This window comes from Paenibacillus phoenicis (assembly GCF_034718895.1).
GTDB classification, from domain to species: domain Bacteria; phylum Bacillota; class Bacilli; order Paenibacillales; family Paenibacillaceae; genus Fontibacillus; species Fontibacillus phoenicis.
In genome coordinates this window covers 773,331-790,932 of the sequence record NZ_JAYERP010000001.1, presented here as the reverse complement: position 1 = coordinate 790,932, position 17,602 = coordinate 773,331, and the positions used below count along the sequence as shown (strand labels likewise).

Genomic DNA, 17,602 nt, shown 5'->3' with positions numbered 1-17,602 from the left:
AGCCCAAAAGCCCGCGAAATGCGGGCATTTTTGGGGCATTAACGATTATTGCATGCCAAGTTTTTTCTTGTTCTCTTCATACTTAGTTTGCTGGAACGCTTGGACTTTGGCAAGCCCCAGATCTTCTTGCTTCTTGATGTAATCCGCCCAGATCTTATCGAATTCAGCCTCGGACGATGCCATCAACAGCTTCGGCAATGTTTTGCCGCGAAGATCCTTGATTTTGCTGAGGATGATGCCTTCTTCCGAGTTTGCCAGCGGATCAAGCAGGTCGAACTCGGATACGCTTATCGTTTTACCGCGAGTCCAGTCTTCCAATTGTTTGTACGGTTCTACCGATTCAGGCTGCCATTGTTGGATAATGTTCGTATCTTGCATCATCCAGAACGTGAAGGAGGAGCCATATTGCTTATCGAAAGCGGAACGATCCTTGTTCATGAGATCGAAGACTTCCGGTTTGAATTGATCTTTCCCGTCAATGGTATCGTAGCTGACGCCTTTTTCACCCAGATACAGGTCTTTCTGTCCTTCCTCACTCATCAGGTACGTCAGGAATTTGATCGCGCGAGCTTTATCCTTCACATCCTTAGAGATCAGGGTGACTGTCCAGCCGGAGATCGAAGGGCCGTTTAATGTAGGCGGATCCAGTTTGGAGTTAGCCGGACCGTCCACGGCGATGTAAATCTTGTTTGGATCTTGTTGATACAAGGTACCTTGTTGAGCTGCAAAGTCGGTGCGTTGATACAGCATTGCGAAGTAACGGCCTTGCGCAATTTTTTCTTCCATTTGAGCGCGTTTGTCGATGAAGATGTCCTTCGCCAACAAGCCTTCTTCGTTGGCTTTACGCAGCGTTTTCAACCAAGTAATATATTCCGGATCCGTTTCGCGGTTGTACAGCTTGCCGTCTTTCTCTCTCGGAATCGCCAGGAAGTTCTGCAAATATCCTTCCAGGGAGTCGTTGCCGGAAGCCGTGAACTCATGCAAGCCAAGCGGAATCAGCGGCTGGCCATTCACTTCAGGGAATTTCTCTTGAGCCGCTTTCAGAGCGGCGATGAAGCCTTCCGGAGTCCGCATGTCCGGGCTGCCGATCGCTTCATAGATATCTTTACGTACGACAAACGTTTGGTTGGACACATATTTGTCGCCGTATTTCTCATAGTCTTTCGGAGACGAGGAAGAGTTCGGATAACCGTATACGTTCCCGTCTGGCTGCGTGTACCAGCCCAGTTTATCCGGGTCGGCCACCTTGAAGAAGTAAGGATCGTATTGTTCAGCCAATTTGTTCAGCGGTTCCACAAGTCCGCCCTCGATCATTTTCTTCACGCCGTCTTCCCACCAGCCCAGCGTAATGAAATCAGGCAGCTTGCCGGAAGCGATCAGCGTGTTCAGCTTCTCGTTCTCATTCCCGGCAGGGACGATGAAGTTGATATTAACCCCGGTTTTCTTCGTGACGTATTGGGAGGTTGGATCAACGCCCCATTTATTCGGGAACCAAGCAAAGTTCAGGTACCAATCGAAGGTGATGGGGGACGTATCGGATTTCCATCCCGGTTCGTCTGCCGATGGTGTTGCAGCCGGATCGGTGGTGTCCTGCGTGCTGGTATTGTTGCTGTTAGTAGCAGCGTTGTTAGCGCTTTCTTTGCTGTTATTGCTGTTGCCTCCGCAAGCAGCCAGGGACAGGACCATGATGGCCGCCATCAGCAGCATCATCACTTTTTTGGACTTTCTTTTCATGCCCATGCTTTTTACCCCTTTTCTCATTTGATGTGATTCCATTTATGTGCAACTCCAGAGCCGCCGTAATGCGGCTCGGAGGAGTTACCAACTGTGAGATGGCGAATTCGCCAAAGACGGTCTCTTAACCTTTGATCGAACCAATCATCATCCCTTTAACGAAGTAGCGTTGCAGGAACGGATAAGCAAATACGATTGGCAAGGTTGTCACGACCATTGTCGCCAACTTGATCGATTGGGAAGTGACCGTTTTGGTTATCGCACTGCCCTGCACCGCTGTCGTCATGATATTGGAGCTGGACTGGGCCACAACCCGGTACAGGAATGTCTGAATCGGCTGCAGGTTCTCGTTGTTGACATAGATAATCCCTGTAAAATAGTCATTCCACTGATACACCCCGTGAAACAAGGCGATGGTGGCGAGAACCGGCAGCGATACCGGCAGCACGACCCGCAGGAAGACGGTCCAATCATTCGCTCCGTCGATCCGGGCTGCTTCCTCCAGGCCATCGGGAATCTCCCGGAAGAAGGTCATGAAGATGATCAAATCGAAGAAGCTGAACAACACGGGAATGATATAAACGATAAACTTATCGAGCATATGCAGATCGCGAATGAGCAGGAAGGTTGGAATCAGCCCTCCGGAGAAGATCATCGTGATCGTTCCCATTAAAATATAGAACTTTCCTGCAATCAGGTCTCTGCGAGAGAAAGCGTACGCGACCATCGCGGTAAAGAACACGTGTGCGACAACCCCAATGACGGTCTTGGCAACGGTGAGTCCCATCGCCGTCATGATGCCGGGATTATCAAAGACCGCTTCGAAGTTCTCAAAGCTGAACTTCCGCGGCCACCAATAAATGCCGCCAAGCATCGCGTCCTTCCCGTCGTTAAAAGCGTTCACCAACACGTACCAAATCGGATATAGCGTGACAAAACATACGACGAGCATGACCAAATTGTTAACTGTATCGAAAACGACATCGCCTTTGGTTCTGCGGCGTAATGAAAACATAAGCAGGTCCCCCTTGGCCTAAAACAACGAAGTGTCGTTGAGTTTTTTGGTTACTTGGTTCGCAATCAGCAGCAGGGCAAGTGCAATCACAGATTTGAACAAATTGATTGCTGTTGAGTACGAATAACGGCCAGAGGATATCCCCGTGTAATAGACATAATAATCGATTACATTACTTGCACTATCGTTCAGTGAGTTACGCAACACCAGGATTTGATCAAAGTTGGAGTTCAGCACACCGCTGACAGCCAGGATGAACAAAATACTGATGGTCGCTTTGATAGCTGGAAGCGTCACATACCACATTTGCTGAAAACGCCCAGCTCCGTCAATGGTTGCCGCTTCGTACATCTCGGGCGAAATGCTCGTAATGGCCGCCAAATAGATAATTGCTGACCATCCCAGCTCCTTCCAGACATCCGAGGTGATGACGATCGTCCAGAAGTACTTCGGCTCCGCCAAGAAGGAGATCGGCTTATCGATAATATGCAAAGCCATAAAGATCTCGTTAATAATCCCTACATCCGACAACCAGGTTGCCAGGATCCCGCCGAGCACAACCCAAGACAGGAAGTGAGGCAGGTAGGAGATCGTTTGGATCGCTTTCTTGTACCGGAGCGAGCGAACTTCGTTCAGGAACAAGGCGAAGATAATCGGCAACGGAAAAGTGAGCAGCTTCAGGAAACTGATCCCCAGCGTATTTTTGATCACATAGCCGAAATTTTCATCGGACAGAAACTCTTTGAAATGTTCCAAACCGACCCATGGAGCTTCTGCAATCGTTCGAATAATGTCGTAGTCCTTAAAAGCGATAATGACACCGTACATTGGAATATAGTTGAAGATGATCATCCAAGCGATGCCGAGCAAAGCCATAATTTGAATATGCCTTTGCGAGTAAAGTTTCTTCAGCCATTTCCGCCTTGACGAGGGCGGCGTTTCTATCTCTTGCATGGCTGCGGGTTGCGTCGACGGCTGCATATCCATCCCCTCTGACCTCCAAGCTGTTCTAGTCTATTAATGTAAGCACTTTCACCTATCTGTATCTATTGTACTTGGGATCGGATCGTAGGGATATGCTCCAGATTTCGTCTCGGTGTATTCGTTTTTCGGCTAAAAATGAAAACCCGTACCGAAAAGTACGGGTTTTCAATGCTTACTTAATAATCAGCTCTTTTGGCTGAACATCGTACGGCTCTCTTTTCCCTAGAAGCACGTCCAGCAATCCCTCATGGGTGGCCTTGATTTCCTGCACAAAAGCTTCATAGGGCCGGTGGCAGACATCCACGATCCCGATTTGGTAGTTCTCCCCGTCGAATCGGCCAAGCGTCGCTTGATCATTCAGAATAAAATAATGCGTACCGACCAAATGCTTCTGACTCGCCGCAAACTCCGTGTAATACCGGTAGGCTTTGCCGCGATCCGCCTGGGTATAGACGCCCTTCAAGCCGGGGCTTAGCAGCCCGACGTCCGGGGCCCCAAAGTGGAACTCCCCGATCATCACCGGCTTCCCGGTCTGTTCATAAATGTACCTGATATCCGCCTCATCCGGTCTGAACTTGTAGCAGTTATAGGTATAAACATCAAAATATTCGCTCCCTTCCAGCACCAGCTCCGACGATATCCAGGCGTACCGGATGCCGAGGTTCAAATGATTCGGGTCTACCCGCTTTAAAGCTTCAGCCGGAACTCGAATAAACTCATGCGCCATCCTGCGGGAAAATTCCAATAGATCCGCATCGGCCGCATCAGTAAATTGATCATAATGAAGTTGCCGGACCCCGCCGAAATCGGCGAGCTCCATCGCCCATGCCTCGCTCAGCGCCTGGGGATCTTCTTGATATTTGTGCTCAAGGTAATGAATCAGCTCCTCCTTGCTGGCAAAAGCATGCGCGCTGCGAAACATTTCCCGCGCCAGGTTCACCCGGTCCCCAAACGCCCAATGCGGTTCGTTGGACATAAAATATCCGATCAGGCAGCGATCTTCCTTAAACGGTTTCAGCTGCGCGGCATACCGCTCCGAGGCCTCCCGGTATTCCTCGCTGAACACATCCGGGAAATCCCGGTACACGGGCACTTCTGTCATCGGAAACTCGGCCAGCGGGATTACATAGGGCAGCTTCGCCCATTGGGCAAAGTTCAGATCCGACCAGTTTCCGATCGTATTAAATCCCCAATCGATTAGCCGGGAGCGGGTCATTTGGCTCCAAGCCTCATCATAATTCTCGCCGAAGGCCCGAATCAAATTGCTGACGGCATAACTATAATATCGCTCCCCCTTCCGCCCCCCTCTCGTTTCGAACGCAGGGCGGAAAGGCCCCTCCTCATCCGGGAGCCACTCGAAACAAGGCTCGATACCGTCGATCCGTCCCGTTTCCCCGGGAGCGACTACATCCAGCCCTTTGCTGTAAAAAGCATACCCGTCCGGGTCCACCAGCCAAGATCTGCCGTCATGCTGCACCACCCGAAAGTATCCCGTCGGTTCAAAGGAAATGGATTTGTACCCTCCGTACACACTATATTCCGGTCCAAAATCCGCTGCCGGACCGGCTTCGGCTTCCTTCCGCAAATATTGAACCAATTCGTCCGCCGAACCCGTTTTGCCGCTCCAGTCCTTCATCTTCAGCTGTCCCAGCTCATCGACGATCGGTTCCACTTCTGCTCCTAGGCTGCAATCGGGCTTCTCGTCCGCCAGATACAAATCATGCAAGATCAAGGAACGATTCGTATAGAAGGGCAGAAAAATCATCTCGAAATGCTGGGCTTGCTCCGGCTCCAAGGCGGCTCCCTGCAGGAACGACTTCAGTTTGCCTGGCGTTCGTTCCAGATAGATGCTTTGGGCATCTAGATGTACGAGATCAAAATAAGTACGAATCCGAATTTGGGGCAAGAAGCCGGTCATGCAATACAAATCCGGCACACCCTGCTCCGAACCGGGGTCACGCTTGGAGAATCCCAGCACCATTTGAAACTCCGTGATCGATTGAACCGTCAGCTCCATCACCAGGTACTGGCCTTTCTTGAACCGCAGGCCGGCAAAATGGAGTCTTCCCCCATCGGGGGAGATTTCGATGACACGCCCGCCTTCTGGAAGCGATTTCAATTTAATGCCGCCGCTTACGTTCACCTGTGTAGGTCTCATGTCTACAGTCGCTCCTTCGGAATGGTCAATTCTTAGAAATTATACGACATTCCGAAGCGCTTCCTGCGATTTTCCGAAATTGCGTAACCTCTTCCGAAATTAGGAGACCTCTTTCATAAAGAAAACAAGTGAACGATCCAGTTCATCATGGAACGGGATCGTTCGCCTGCCAATGGCATAGAGATTGCTGCCGAAATCAACATGGCCAAAGCATCCGGCTCCAAAGTACTTGTAAGGAATGTCGATTTAAGCTCCGGCACCAGCTCGGCGTAATCTGCCATCATTCGATGGTAGCGAACTCAGCGGACCGATGCAACGATGATCATGACCTTCTCCCCTTCCGAAACTCCCGAGGGCCGGACCGAGTATGTCCCCACGGCTGCTGGAACAATGGCAGTTTCGGCATAATGAACATCGAAAGGAGGAAAAGCATCGGTTTTGCTGTAGATCGTAATTTGCCCTCCTTCAACTAGGTTCAGCACCTGTACGCTGTCCTTGCAGGCGATCTCTACCTCCTGCGAAAAGGTGTAACGGAAGGTCTCGATAAATTGCCGCACATGCAGGCCGGTTCGCTCCACTTTAAGGTGTTCGTTTTCCTCCAGCACTTTCCCCTGTTGAATGAGATTCTCCTTGACCCAAGCGGTGTCCCAATCCCATTGGATATTCTTTAACCCATGCTCCAAATGGGTAGGACGAGGGAGACCATCCAAGCCTACACGTCCCCAATCCCAAAGCTTAAAGGTAAAAATATAAGGGGTCGCGCTAATCTCCAGCACCATCGTGTCCTTGCCTGAGCAGTGGATCGTACCTGCAGGAATAAGCAAATGATCATGCTTTTTGACCGGGATTTTGTTGACATACTCCTCTGCCGGAAAGGGCGCCTCTCCACTTTTCGCGCGGTACAGATCGCTCGCCATGCGTTCGCTGTCCACATTTTCTTTGAGTCCCAAATATACGTAAGCCTCTCCGTTTTCAGCTGCATCCAAAATATAATAGCTCTCATCTTGGGTATAGTGCATGCCAAAGGTCTGTTGGATGTATTCGGTCAGCGGATGTACCTGAAGAGACAAGTTCCCGCCCCCCATTGTGTCCAGCAAATCAAAGCGGATCGGGAATTCCGCCCCGAATCGGGCGTGTACTCGCTCACCCAGCAAAGGACGGGGGCAGAACAGCACCAGGTCCATCGCCGGAATCTCCAAGGTGACCTGCCCGAAGCGAAACTGAAGGCTATTCTCTTCGGGTACCCCGTCAAAACTCCAGGCATAGTTCGGCGGTCCGTCGGGGAGGCCAAAATTCTCCCGCATCCACTGCCCGCCCCATACCCCCGGATCAAAATATGGCTTTAGACGGAACGGTCGCGAAGCCGCCGATTGAAGAGCGGCACGAAAGGCGTTCCCGGTAACCATGTTGGGCTGCCCCGGCGTGGTGGTTTCTATCAGATAGTCCAAACTTCCCAGCAACTTGGCTTTATGCCGGTCCGCCATGCGCCATTCGACAAAGAAGCCGCGTTTGTATTTTTCCAGAATGGGCGCATCGGGATTGTCGGCTAGCCAGTTCGTCATTCCCCGGCGATAGCGCAACTGGATTTCCCAACGGGGCAAATCGAGGTATACGAGCAAATCTCCTTTGGTGACGAGCGACGCGCCGGTTCCATAGAGAAAGATTGGCCCATCGGATCGTTCAATTTCTGTCCGCAATGCATCCAGAGAGGCGGGGTCAAAGCAATAATCCAACTTGCCGTAAAACATCACACCAAAAACCGGATCCGGCGGAAGGCTGGGGGCAAAGAGCTGTTCTAGCTGCTCCTGCGGCAACAGGCAGGTTTCGCAGTCCACCATCCGCGCTGGAGACAAAAGCGCCAGCTCCCTAGCCACTTCTTCTTTGTCCGTGCCTGGATAACAATCAAAAACGAATATACGGCATTGATCCATTTGCCGCCTCAGCTCTTCCCGGATGGCTTCCCATCCCGAAAAAGCATGGTCATCCCAGCCCGGGATGTCCAATACCGGCTCCAAGTCATAATTGCGGTATTTCGTGTTGTTCATATCTAAGTGCTCCTCAACGATTAGATGTAGAATGCGAGCAAGCCCTCGTTATAAGCCTCGCAAAGGCGCATCGCTGCTTCGGTTGTCTGTTTTTCCTGGCTGGACAGTGTAAAAGCAAATTCATAAAAGCCGCCCAAGTCAACCTTGAAGTTGGTCTCCCAGTAGTTGTTCATGACCCAGGCAAAGGTTTCCCCTCGGTTCAGCTCCCAATTGTTGCCGTCGCATAGCTGGATCGGTTTTGCTTCCAGGGGGCCAAACGTCAGCAAAGGCGTGTCTTTGACAGCGACCAGAACCTGCCGTTCGCCAGCTTCCATCACCAATCCGTTTTGGATCAGATAGAATTCCATATTACTGCCGGGCAGCTGATCAATGCCCGGACGAAGGATGCAGCCGGTTTTGTCCACATACTTCACCTCATCGTCGCCCGCCGTAAATGGCAGTGACACATAAAGGTTTTCCGGCTCCCACACGCTATCCTTGTGGATGCGCACCATCGCTTCGATTTTATTGATCTCCCGGTACAGCTTCAGGAACACCTTGTAGAACCGCGTGCCCTCCAGGCTGTAGTCGAGCTGCAGCGAGACAAACAACGGCCCGCTCTCAACAATTTGGATATCGGTCAGGTGAGCTTCATACCGTCTCGTTGCCGGGGATTTACGGTTGCGTCCCATTCGCCGGCGTTCCTCCGTCGGGGAGGTGCGGATATCGGTCACCTCGTAGATTCCGCTAAACGGGGCGTAGATCGCGTCCTGCCGGACCAGATTTTTTCCGGTCTTCCGATCGATGATCGAGGTAATCCCCCGCTTTTGATCAAACTCCACCCGGTAGAACGCCGTCTCCACGCAGGCCACATCCTCGCGCAACACCCCAGGCTGCAGCACATCTTCAACCCCCTCCGCGCCAATATGGGCATGGCTCTGGGAGGTGCCATTCGGATAGCGACCAGTCGCACGAACCCCGACGTTGCGTTCCTCCTTGGGCTGCACCTTAAGAGGGATTTCGATTTCGTAGGCCCGGGCGATACGCTTCACCTGATGCGGGATCACCTCATTTGTTGCCAAATCAAACACTTCGATGGGAACATCCAGGCTGTAGTTCAACCCATCAACATACTCCCAAAACTCGATATAGATTTTGGCGGTCGTCTCCAGCGGAATGTCGTGGGGATTGATAATTCGATAGTGCTGCGGCCGGTCTTGCCGGATGGCCACCTCCCCTTTTTTCGCTAAAATCCGGTCCAGATTATCCGCTACCTCAGTGTTGCCATTGATCGCGTAAGCAGATTTTTTGTGCTCCAGTTCCCCAACCAGAGTTTCCCAAGGTTCCGACACGGAGGAGGAATAACCCCAGGTGTGCTCGCTGTAGAGGATCAGATTTTCCGCCGCTTTCTGCATCAACCCCGCATCCCCCAGAGTGGAATCGGGATCCAGCTTTTTGCAGAGATCGTACTTGCGTTGCCCCTCCCGATACACCTTGACAACCGCCGGTGTGGAGCCCACGCCATCCGCCCACCAATCGTTCCAATCCCCCTGGTACACCGGAATGTCCTTCCATTCTGCTTCCAGACGATCGAAAAATTGGTCCAGAGTAACCATCCGTACTTCCAAGGTTCCGGCGTACTTCCGGTTCAGCAAGTCAACCCGTTCGGCAATCTTGACGTTTGGCGGGGCATTGTCCGTGATCGCGCCCGAAACCATGAAGGGCACAAAATCGCCTGGATACCCCTCGGCCTCCAGATTTTGCAGATAGCGCTCCAGCCGTTCATCGAGAATGGCTAACTCCGTTTGCTCCGTATCCTCGGGGCTGGTCGTAAAGAGCTGATTGCCTCTCATTTTCTTGCTGATTTCATCGAAAATCATATAAGTCGAAGCTGCGTGCGGCGAAAAGCAAAGCTCATTTCCAAAGTGGTAATGCTCTCCGTTCCAAACCAGCACCTTCTTCCCAGACGGCCCTTGCCAGTAGAACGGGGTCTGTTTTTTATAAAGAGGGAACATTCCGTGATGGGGATGCAGACAGGAAAACAGGCGTTCCACGCCGCACTCCTGCAGCACATCCGCATATCCCCAGGCAAACCCGTTGATATCGGCGCTCATTCCGCTGCGGATGGGATAACCGATCTGCTCGCCATACTTCTTCGCTTGAATCGTACAATCGTAGAGAATATCTCGACTAACCAGCTCGGTTAAATTTAAATAGTTGCCTGAAAGGCCAATCCGTCCTTCCCGCACATATTTTTCAAAGTCCGTAATATAGTCCGAAGGCGCATGGTCATAGAAGTTTTTGACCTGCCAATGGTTTTCACACTGCCACACAAAGCCTTGGCGAGCTTCATTGCCGGTGCGATCAATCTCTCTCAGAATATCCACGGCCTGTTTAATAAAATCGCAATGATAATGGATAATTTTATCCTGCCGCTCGGTGTAGCCAATATCGGTGTGTGAGTGATGAATGAGGAAGACTTTCCATTTTTTCGATAGTTTCATAAAGCCACTCCGTTCATTTAGGATTACTTGCTCTGGTAAGCATAGCCAGCCTCAAAATGTTTGTTCAGCAAGAAAAATAACAGCAGCGTAGGAATCGATGCTACCACGCAGGCCATAAGAATCACCGGTACATTCGCTTTGTCCATTAATGAAATCGCAGCCATCACTGGACGAATCTCCCGGGATTTCGTGAAGGTCAGACCAAACATGAGCTCATTCCACACCCAATTGAACTGGGTAAGGAAGATAACAGCCAACGGGGCGGTAGACATGGGGACAAAGATATGCCCTAAAATTTGCAGGCTGTTGCAACCATCGATTTTTGCCGATTCACAAATTTCCTTCGATATGCCAAGAAAATAATTCCGGAGCACAAACATGCAGAAAGGCACGCAGATTGCCGTATAGAACAAAATCATCCCCAATTGGGTATCGTACAGCTTGGTGGCCGTCAGTCCCTTGTAAACCGGAATCAAATAGATCTGGAACGGGAAGATCGTTCCACTGTAGATAAATAGGAACCAGAACATCGGCCGTTTGATCTTGAGATGGGAAATGGCATAGGCGGCCAGGATGGCGATGAGGACGGCTGCCCCCGCCGAAACAGAAGCATATAGGAGACTGTTGACCATCCCCTTCACCATGCCGAAGGCGCCGGCAATTCCCTTTAGATTTTCGGCCAGGCTTATTCCCTTCGGCAGATCCCAGAAGTTCCCCAGATTATATTCCTGCTTCTTCTTGAACATCCCGATGATGGCGAACAAAGCCGGGAATATCCAAAAAATCGATAGAATGATCAGCACCGAATTTACGGCGATTCTTCCTTGGCTTACTTTTTTCATAGGATGGGCTCTCCTTTCACGCTTCCTCAGGCCGTCCGGTCGGTGTCTCCGAAGGTGTTGCGGATATTAAAATAGGAGACGATCAAGATCATGATGGTGAGCACCACAGCCACTGCCGCACCGACACCGAATTTACCGTGGATAAAGGACTCCTGATACATCGTCAACGCCAAGGTTTCGGAAGTTCGGTAAGGCCCGCCTTTTGTCATGACCCAGATCGAGTCAAACACCTTAAAGCTGTTCACCAAAGACATCAGCAACACCACCATCGTGGTAGGCTGGAGAAGCGGGAAAATCACCTTGGTGTAAAGCTGAATCGTCCGCGCGCCTTCGATCTTGGCAGCCTCAATAGGGGAAGCGGGAATGGTGGTCAGCCCGGTAATGAATAGAATGGTGTTCAAGCCAACGCCCTGCCACGTTCCCATCAAAATCATGATGAAGGTATTGACATAAGGGATGGCCAGCCAATCGCGAACCCAGCTCTTAAATCCCAGTAAGCCAAACAGCTGAGGAATGCCGTATTTCGAGAGAATGGCCACCATGATAATGCCCCCGATGGTGCTCGACAGTGCCGTGGGATAGTAGAAAATATTTTTAAACCCGCCAACCCAGGAACTGTTCTTAATAAAAACGGCCAACAGCAGCGGCAGCGCTAAGGTAAACACAAGGGAAAACACAACCCAGATGACCGTGTTCATAAAAGAAATTTTGAAGTTCACATCCTGAAACAGATGGCGATAGTTTTCTATGCCCACAAACCGCATAGCGGAAAATCCGTCATATTCATAGAAGCTAAGACGAACTGTGTACACTATGGATGTGGCAAAGAAGACAGCAACCAGCAAAACCGCCGGCAGCAGATAAAGATAATTCGTCCAAGCGAAGCTGCTTTTCTTCAAAGGAACCCCCTCACTCCTTCGTAATTTAACCGAATACTTCATCCGCCTTAGCCTGGATGGTATTCAGCACATCGTCAATATCCGCGCCGCTGTACATAAAGCGAGAGAGCTCATCAATGGCCGTATTGCGTAGATCCTCGGGAGTATTTTCATAGAAGCGAAGCAGGAGCTGGTACTTGGAAGAATCTCCGGTCATATCCAAAATGCGCTGAATGGTTTGATTTTCCACGGATATCGTACTAATGTTGGCAATGCCGTGGTCGTTGACCATCACCATTTGGGTACCCGGTTTGTAGAAGCTGCGCAGAGCGGCGAGAGCCTGTTCTTTGGAGGAGCTAGCCTCGGTCACGACAATTGGCGAAGCTTCAAAGAAGATCGTCCCCTTGCCACCCCTCATGCTAGGCAGGATAAAGGCATCAATATGGGTTCCGGGCTCCATGCCGTAATCGTTCTGTAAACCAGTAACGGTTGGGCTATCCTCCAACATCATCGCAACGACGCCTGTCGCAAATTCTTTATGGAGATCGCTGTAGACGATGGGCTCTCCAAAATAACCTTTATTAAACATGTCTCTCCAGATCGCCATCACTTCCTTCACAGCCTCATCCGTATAGGGCTTGGTGCCATTGCAAATATCGATATACAGCTGAGGATCGTAAGCTGCAATTAATTGCTGGAACCAGATGAAGCTAGCCCAGGAGTCGTTCTTCAAGCCAATCGGGGTGACGCCGCTGGCCTTGATCTTCTCGCAAGCCTCTAGAAACTCTTCGAATGTCGTAGGAACTGCCACGCCGGCAGCCTCAAATACTTTCACATTATAGAGTACGGACATGTAGCGGAGACTGTAAGGAGCAGCGTAGACCTTGCCGCCCACCGTGAAAGCTTCCTTGATATCTGCGGAAACACCGTCAGCGATGTAGTGATCCCATTCCGCAGACAGATCTGCCAGCTTGCCGTTTTTGGCCAGCGTTTCCAATTGCGGACCGCTCCACCAGGTGAACAAGCCTGGAGCCCCGGGGTCATCGATCGTTTGTTGGATAGAGGTCTGATAGGCGGCTACATCAGGGTAATTGGTGAACTCTATCTCGATCCCCGAATCCTTCTTCCAGGCTTCAGACAAACGAGCCGCTTTTTCCGCATCGCCCAGTTTATCCAGCCAAAACTCTACTTTTCCGCCAGTCTGAGTAGGTGTATTCTCGGATTTAGCTGTATTTCCGGTGTTTCCAGAGGTGTTATCGGAGGCGTTCCCTCCACCACATGCTGCAAGGATTCCCGTCATTAGGAACATGGTAAGAAATAAGGACATCATTTTTTTGCCAGACATCGATTTATCCTCCCCTTGTTTGATCTGTACAATGACCCCGCGGCACGATGTGCATCAAGCGGGTTTGTAGACTAAACGCGTTTGATTCCTTGCTTTACTGCCGTTGCCTGATACCCGTGCAAGTAAGCTGCGCCAATGAGTCCGGCATCATTGTTTAGTTTGGCAATCGTAATTTGTGGCAGCGGAACTTGCTTGCAGTACACCCCCTTTTTTACATGGGCAAGAATGGGCTGCAACAGATAGTCGCCTTCGCTGCTAATTCCACCCCCGATTACAATCATCTCAGGCTGAAACATATTAATGATGTCGATAATCCCCTCTGACACAAAAAAGTAGTATCTGTCCAGCAGCTTTAAGGCTGCGGGATCGTTTTGTCTGGCGGTATCAAAAATGTTCTTCCCGTTAAATTGCCCGGAGCGCCTCTTCACCTCGGCCAGAAGGGAATGCGGAAATTGCGCTGCCATCTCCTCAGCCATACGAACCAGTGCCGTGATGGAGGCGTAGGATTCCCAGCAGCCTCGTCGCCCGCAGGTGCACGACACCCCCCCGGACACGATGACCATATGCCCGATCGCATTTGCCGCCGAATTAAATCCGCTATGAATTCGTCCGCCAAGGATAATCCCCCCGCCAACCCCGGTGCCAAGCGTGACGGTAACCGATGAGCTTGTTCCTTGGGACGCTCCGCAGAGATACTCGCCCAATGCAGCGCAATTGGCATCGTTGTCGATATAGACTTCCTTGGGTACATAGTTCTGCAGCGTTTTTACAAGCGGTACATGCTCCCAGGCAATATTGTTGGAGTAAATCACTTCTCCCTTTTGCTGATCCAAAATTCCCGGGCAGCCAAGGCCAATCGCCTCAACCTCATCGAGTCGGATTCCAGCTAGGTCCAGAACAGAATAAATGGAATCCGCGATATCACGCAGCACCTCCGTATAGGGCCGTCCCCCCCTTGTATCAAAGCTTACTTTTGAAAGAATGGTCTTATCCTCTCCTACCAGCGCACATGAGACCTTCGTGCCGCCAATATCCACTCCTATCCGCATAACAAAATCCATCACTCCATTCGTATCCCCGCAGGTTATAGGCAGATTGCTTGATGAACTCGGTTCCGAAACCTTAAAGAGGCTGCGATTTCATACGGGAATAGCAAATAGTAAATATCTCTTACTAATAGGATTATAAAATCGCTTTCAACGGGATGTCAATACAAAATCAGTAATTTTAAAACATAATATTTTCTTCGATATAGCGTATATTTTAAAAACCAACCGCAATTAATAATCCACGTTTACTATTTGTCCTTCCGGATGCGATATAAACTACAGAACTGTTGAGAAAACTGCTATAGCACGAACCTCACATAACTGTGATATAATACGAGTAATATACTTTGAAATTGTAAAGGAATACCTATTCTTACATATGGAGATGGCATCAATGCGGGGCGTAAATCATCAGAACATGATCGAAACCAATAAGTTTCTCATCTTAAAGACCATTGCCACATGTGGTCCAATATCCAGAATCGAGCTGAGCAAAAAAACTCAGCTAAGCAAAATGACCATCACTTCGCTGATTGCTGATTTTTTGGAGGAGGGAATCGTCCGCGAATGCGGGACTAGCGCTTCAACCTCGGGACGGCGCCCAACCTTGTTGGAAGTCGTCCCCGACAGTTTGCTGACGCTAGGCATCAGCGTAGGCCGGGATTATTTGCAAGTGGGAATTATCAATCTGACCGGCGCGATTGTTCTTCACAATCAGGTTCCGATCGGGCAATTTACGACCGAGGACAGCTTTATCAACGGCTTGCTGGCCATGTGCGAGGTCATCCTCCAAAATGTCCCCATCGAGAAGGTTTGGGGCATTGGGATTGCGAGTATTGGCCCCATCAATATGACGGAAGGCGTCATCATCGATCCGCCTGATTTTAATATCGACATCATTCATATCGTTCCCCGGTTGAAGGAACGTTGGAATCTTCCCGTTTATATTGAAAACGATATGGCCGTATCCGCCTTGGCGGAGATGTATTATGGAGGCGGGAAGCAGTATAACAACTTCGTGTATGTGGGGGTCACGGCCGGGATCGGCGGAGGAGTGATCCTCAATCAACGCTTGTATAGCGGCACGAATGGATTGGCTTCGATTATTGGTCATATGATTGTGCAAACCGATGGGGAGTTATGCGCATGCGGGCAGCGCGGTTGTCTGGAGGCCATGAGCAGCGTCCGCGCTACCCTCCATTGGGCGCATCAGAATGGCGCGCCGCACGACTTAGATTGGATGCAGCTGCTCATCAAGGCAGAAACTGGCGATGCGATCTGTTCCGCCGCATTGGAGCGAATGAATCATTATCTTCTGAGCGGCCTGATCAACATCGTGAACCTATATGATCCGGAGTGTATTTTTATCGGAGGTGACCTGTGGTTTGCTAAAGACCAACTGTTTCAGCATTTTGAGCAGGAGGTTAATGCCCGCATCATCGCTGCAGGCAACCGCCGTAAGGTCCAGATCGCACGTTCAAAGTTCCCTGGAAATGCGTTTTTTATCGGTAACGCCGCCCTTGTCATGGAAAATAACCTCGAGTACCGTAGAGTCAATAGAAACGGATGATGTTACACCCTCTACTGCTCTCTCATACCGCAAAAAAACGCAAAGCGACGGCTTTGCGTTTTTTGTATATCCCCCCCTTGACTTTCCACTGCGATGGAGAGTTTATAATGGGTTCACGATCATTTCGTTAAGATGAGAAAGGAATATGAGGATGTTCAAGATCAGCGAATTCTCCAAGTTGAGTCAAGTTCCTGTCAAAACGTTACGCTTCTACGATCAGCTTGATTTGCTGAAGCCTGCTTATAAGGACCAGCAAAGCGGCTATCGCTATTATACAAGCGAGCAATTGCTTGTCCTGCATCGGATCTTGGCGTTGAAATGAGAGGGATGTTTCGACTCAAACAAGCAGAAGTGCAGTCCTTGATCGAGTCTGAAGTCAATCGATTAAGACGGATCGAGGCCAGACTGGAACAGATCGAACGAGGCGGAACACCTCATCATGAGATCTTGGTGAAAAAGGTGGAGCCTTTAAGGGTCGTATCCGTGAAAGAAACGACGAGCAGAGCAAACATCCCTTGTTTGTTTGAGGAGATTGTTTTAAGACCAAAGTGCTCCCGGAAGTGACCGTTGCTTCGGTTAAGCATCGGAGCCGTCCGGATACAGATACGCCGGTTAGCGTTGATCTGGGTTCCTGGATTGAGAAAAATGGCTACGAAATCAGTCCGGAACTTCCCAGCAGGGAGATCTATTTTCCCCGCGAGATGAACGGGACGCTGTTGGCAGGGCGTATCCTAAGTTCCTTCGCTCACGGCACTCTCTTCGGCACAATTGTTGTTACTGCGAAAGATCTGGCCCGCCCTGGTCGGGAAGGGAGAAGTATCGCATTTGTTAGCTCAGGGTTAACCGTATCCGTCATTCTAGGCGCTCCGCTTGGAACCTTGCTGGGGCAACTGTTGGGTTGGAGATTCCCTTTTCTAATCATCACGCTTCTGACAGCGATCGCCTGGATCGGCGTGATGAAACAGATTCAGCCTCTGCCCCGACCAGAAGGCATGTCATTAAAAGGGCAGCTACGAATCTTTAATGTTGACCACTGCTAAGGTCGCTATAATGGAAATGCCGTATACTCCTATATCGGAAATGTACTGAATGCAATACCTGTGCAACCAATTTTAAACTAACTCTCAACCCTTCAAAGGAGAAAGTCCATGTTTAAAGAATCTAGAACTATTGTTAAATGGACACTTATCTTTGTTTTTTTCTTATTAGTCATTGCCTGTAGCAAGAACAATGAAGTTTTGAAAGGGATTGTACACACGGTAGATGAAGAGAATAAAAAAATTTTAGTAATTTCACACTTAAAAAAGGAAGACCTGAGCAAGAATTACAAAGAAGTATTGGAATCCAATGAGTATTCTCAAGCCATCTGGGTAAATAAAATTACACCTTCAAAATATAAAAAAGGTGATGAGGTTACAGTGTTCTTTGAAGTAAGTGATGATTCATTTCCAGCACAAGTTACCGCTAAAAAAATTACAAAAGACAAAAATTAGGCAATG

15 protein-coding genes are annotated in these 17,602 nt (G+C 49.9%); 5 read left to right on the top strand and 10 right to left on the bottom strand.

Annotated elements, in window-relative coordinates; genetic code table 11:
• Positions 1 to 45: 45 nt before the first annotated feature.
• From U9M73_RS03695 to U9M73_RS03680, 4 genes are all read right to left on the bottom strand, one after another.
• Positions 46 to 1,740: a type 2 periplasmic-binding domain-containing protein gene (locus U9M73_RS03695; RefSeq protein WP_323076336.1), complete on the bottom strand. Its 1,695-nt coding sequence runs from the start codon at positions 1,738 to 1,740 to the stop codon at positions 46 to 48.
• 118 nt (positions 1,741 to 1,858) lie between these two features.
• A complete protein-coding gene (locus tag U9M73_RS03690; protein WP_323076335.1) occupies positions 1,859 to 2,749 on the bottom strand; it encodes a carbohydrate ABC transporter permease in 891 nt (296 codons plus the stop codon).
• A gap of 18 nt (positions 2,750 to 2,767) precedes the next feature.
• Positions 2,768 to 3,736 (bottom strand): ABC transporter permease, encoded by a 969-nt coding sequence (locus U9M73_RS03685; protein WP_407673878.1) that lies wholly within the window; start codon positions 3,734 to 3,736, stop codon positions 2,768 to 2,770.
• Between the two features lie 169 nt (positions 3,737 to 3,905).
• Positions 3,906 to 5,891, bottom strand: a complete 1,986-nt coding sequence (locus tag U9M73_RS03680) for a hypothetical protein (protein WP_323076334.1) — start codon at positions 5,889 to 5,891, stop codon at positions 3,906 to 3,908.
• A gap of 147 nt (positions 5,892 to 6,038) precedes the next feature.
• Here U9M73_RS03680 and U9M73_RS03675 point away from each other — a divergent pair, with 147 nt between their 5' ends.
• The gene (locus U9M73_RS03675) at positions 6,039 to 6,164 is read left to right on the top strand and encodes a hypothetical protein (RefSeq protein WP_254899704.1); all 126 of its coding nucleotides are present in this window, start codon (positions 6,039 to 6,041) and stop codon (positions 6,162 to 6,164) included.
• Positions 6,165 to 6,190: 26 nt separating this feature from the next.
• Here U9M73_RS03675 and U9M73_RS03670 read toward each other — a convergent pair whose 3' ends face one another.
• From U9M73_RS03670 to U9M73_RS03645, 6 genes are all read right to left on the bottom strand, one after another.
• Positions 6,191 to 7,936, bottom strand: coding sequence for a class I mannose-6-phosphate isomerase (locus U9M73_RS03670; RefSeq protein ID WP_323076332.1), 1,746 nt, complete (start codon positions 7,934 to 7,936; stop codon positions 6,191 to 6,193).
• 20 nt (positions 7,937 to 7,956) lie between these two features.
• Positions 7,957 to 10,419 carry a glycoside hydrolase family 38 N-terminal domain-containing protein gene (locus tag U9M73_RS03665; protein ID WP_323076330.1) on the bottom strand — a complete coding sequence of 821 codons (2,463 nt, stop codon included), beginning with the start codon at positions 10,417 to 10,419 and terminating at the stop codon, positions 7,957 to 7,959.
• Positions 10,420 to 10,442: 23 nt separating this feature from the next.
• Positions 10,443 to 11,261, bottom strand: coding sequence for a carbohydrate ABC transporter permease (locus tag U9M73_RS03660; protein ID WP_323076329.1), 819 nt, complete (start codon positions 11,259 to 11,261; stop codon positions 10,443 to 10,445).
• Positions 11,262 to 11,287: 26 nt separating this feature from the next.
• The gene (locus U9M73_RS03655) at positions 11,288 to 12,160 is read right to left on the bottom strand and encodes a carbohydrate ABC transporter permease (RefSeq protein WP_323076327.1); all 873 of its coding nucleotides are present in this window, start codon (positions 12,158 to 12,160) and stop codon (positions 11,288 to 11,290) included.
• A gap of 25 nt (positions 12,161 to 12,185) precedes the next feature.
• Complete coding sequence (locus U9M73_RS03650; RefSeq protein ID WP_323076326.1) at positions 12,186 to 13,484, bottom strand: ABC transporter substrate-binding protein; 1,299 nt, start codon at positions 13,482 to 13,484, stop codon at positions 12,186 to 12,188.
• Positions 13,485 to 13,555: 71 nt separating this feature from the next.
• Positions 13,556 to 14,533, bottom strand: a complete 978-nt coding sequence (locus U9M73_RS03645; RefSeq protein WP_323076325.1) for an ROK family protein — start codon at positions 14,531 to 14,533, stop codon at positions 13,556 to 13,558.
• 394 nt (positions 14,534 to 14,927) lie between these two features.
• On the opposite strand from U9M73_RS03645, the gene U9M73_RS03640 reads away from it, so the two are divergent.
• The 4 genes from U9M73_RS03640 (at position 14,928) to U9M73_RS03625 (ending at position 17,596) form a co-directional block, all read left to right on the top strand.
• Positions 14,928 to 16,103, top strand: coding sequence for an ROK family transcriptional regulator (locus U9M73_RS03640; RefSeq protein ID WP_323076324.1), 1,176 nt, complete (start codon positions 14,928 to 14,930; stop codon positions 16,101 to 16,103).
• Between the two features lie 145 nt (positions 16,104 to 16,248).
• Positions 16,249 to 16,425, top strand: coding sequence for a MerR family transcriptional regulator (locus tag U9M73_RS03635; RefSeq protein WP_323076322.1), 177 nt, complete (start codon positions 16,249 to 16,251; stop codon positions 16,423 to 16,425).
• A gap of 238 nt (positions 16,426 to 16,663) precedes the next feature.
• Positions 16,664 to 17,143, top strand: coding sequence for an MFS transporter (locus U9M73_RS03630; protein ID WP_323076321.1), 480 nt, complete (start codon positions 16,664 to 16,666; stop codon positions 17,141 to 17,143).
• A 108-nt stretch (positions 17,144 to 17,251) separates the two neighbouring features.
• Entirely contained in the window at positions 17,252 to 17,596 is a 345-nt protein-coding gene (locus U9M73_RS03625; protein WP_323076319.1) for a DUF3221 domain-containing protein, read from the top strand.
• Positions 17,597 to 17,602 lie beyond the last annotated feature (6 nt).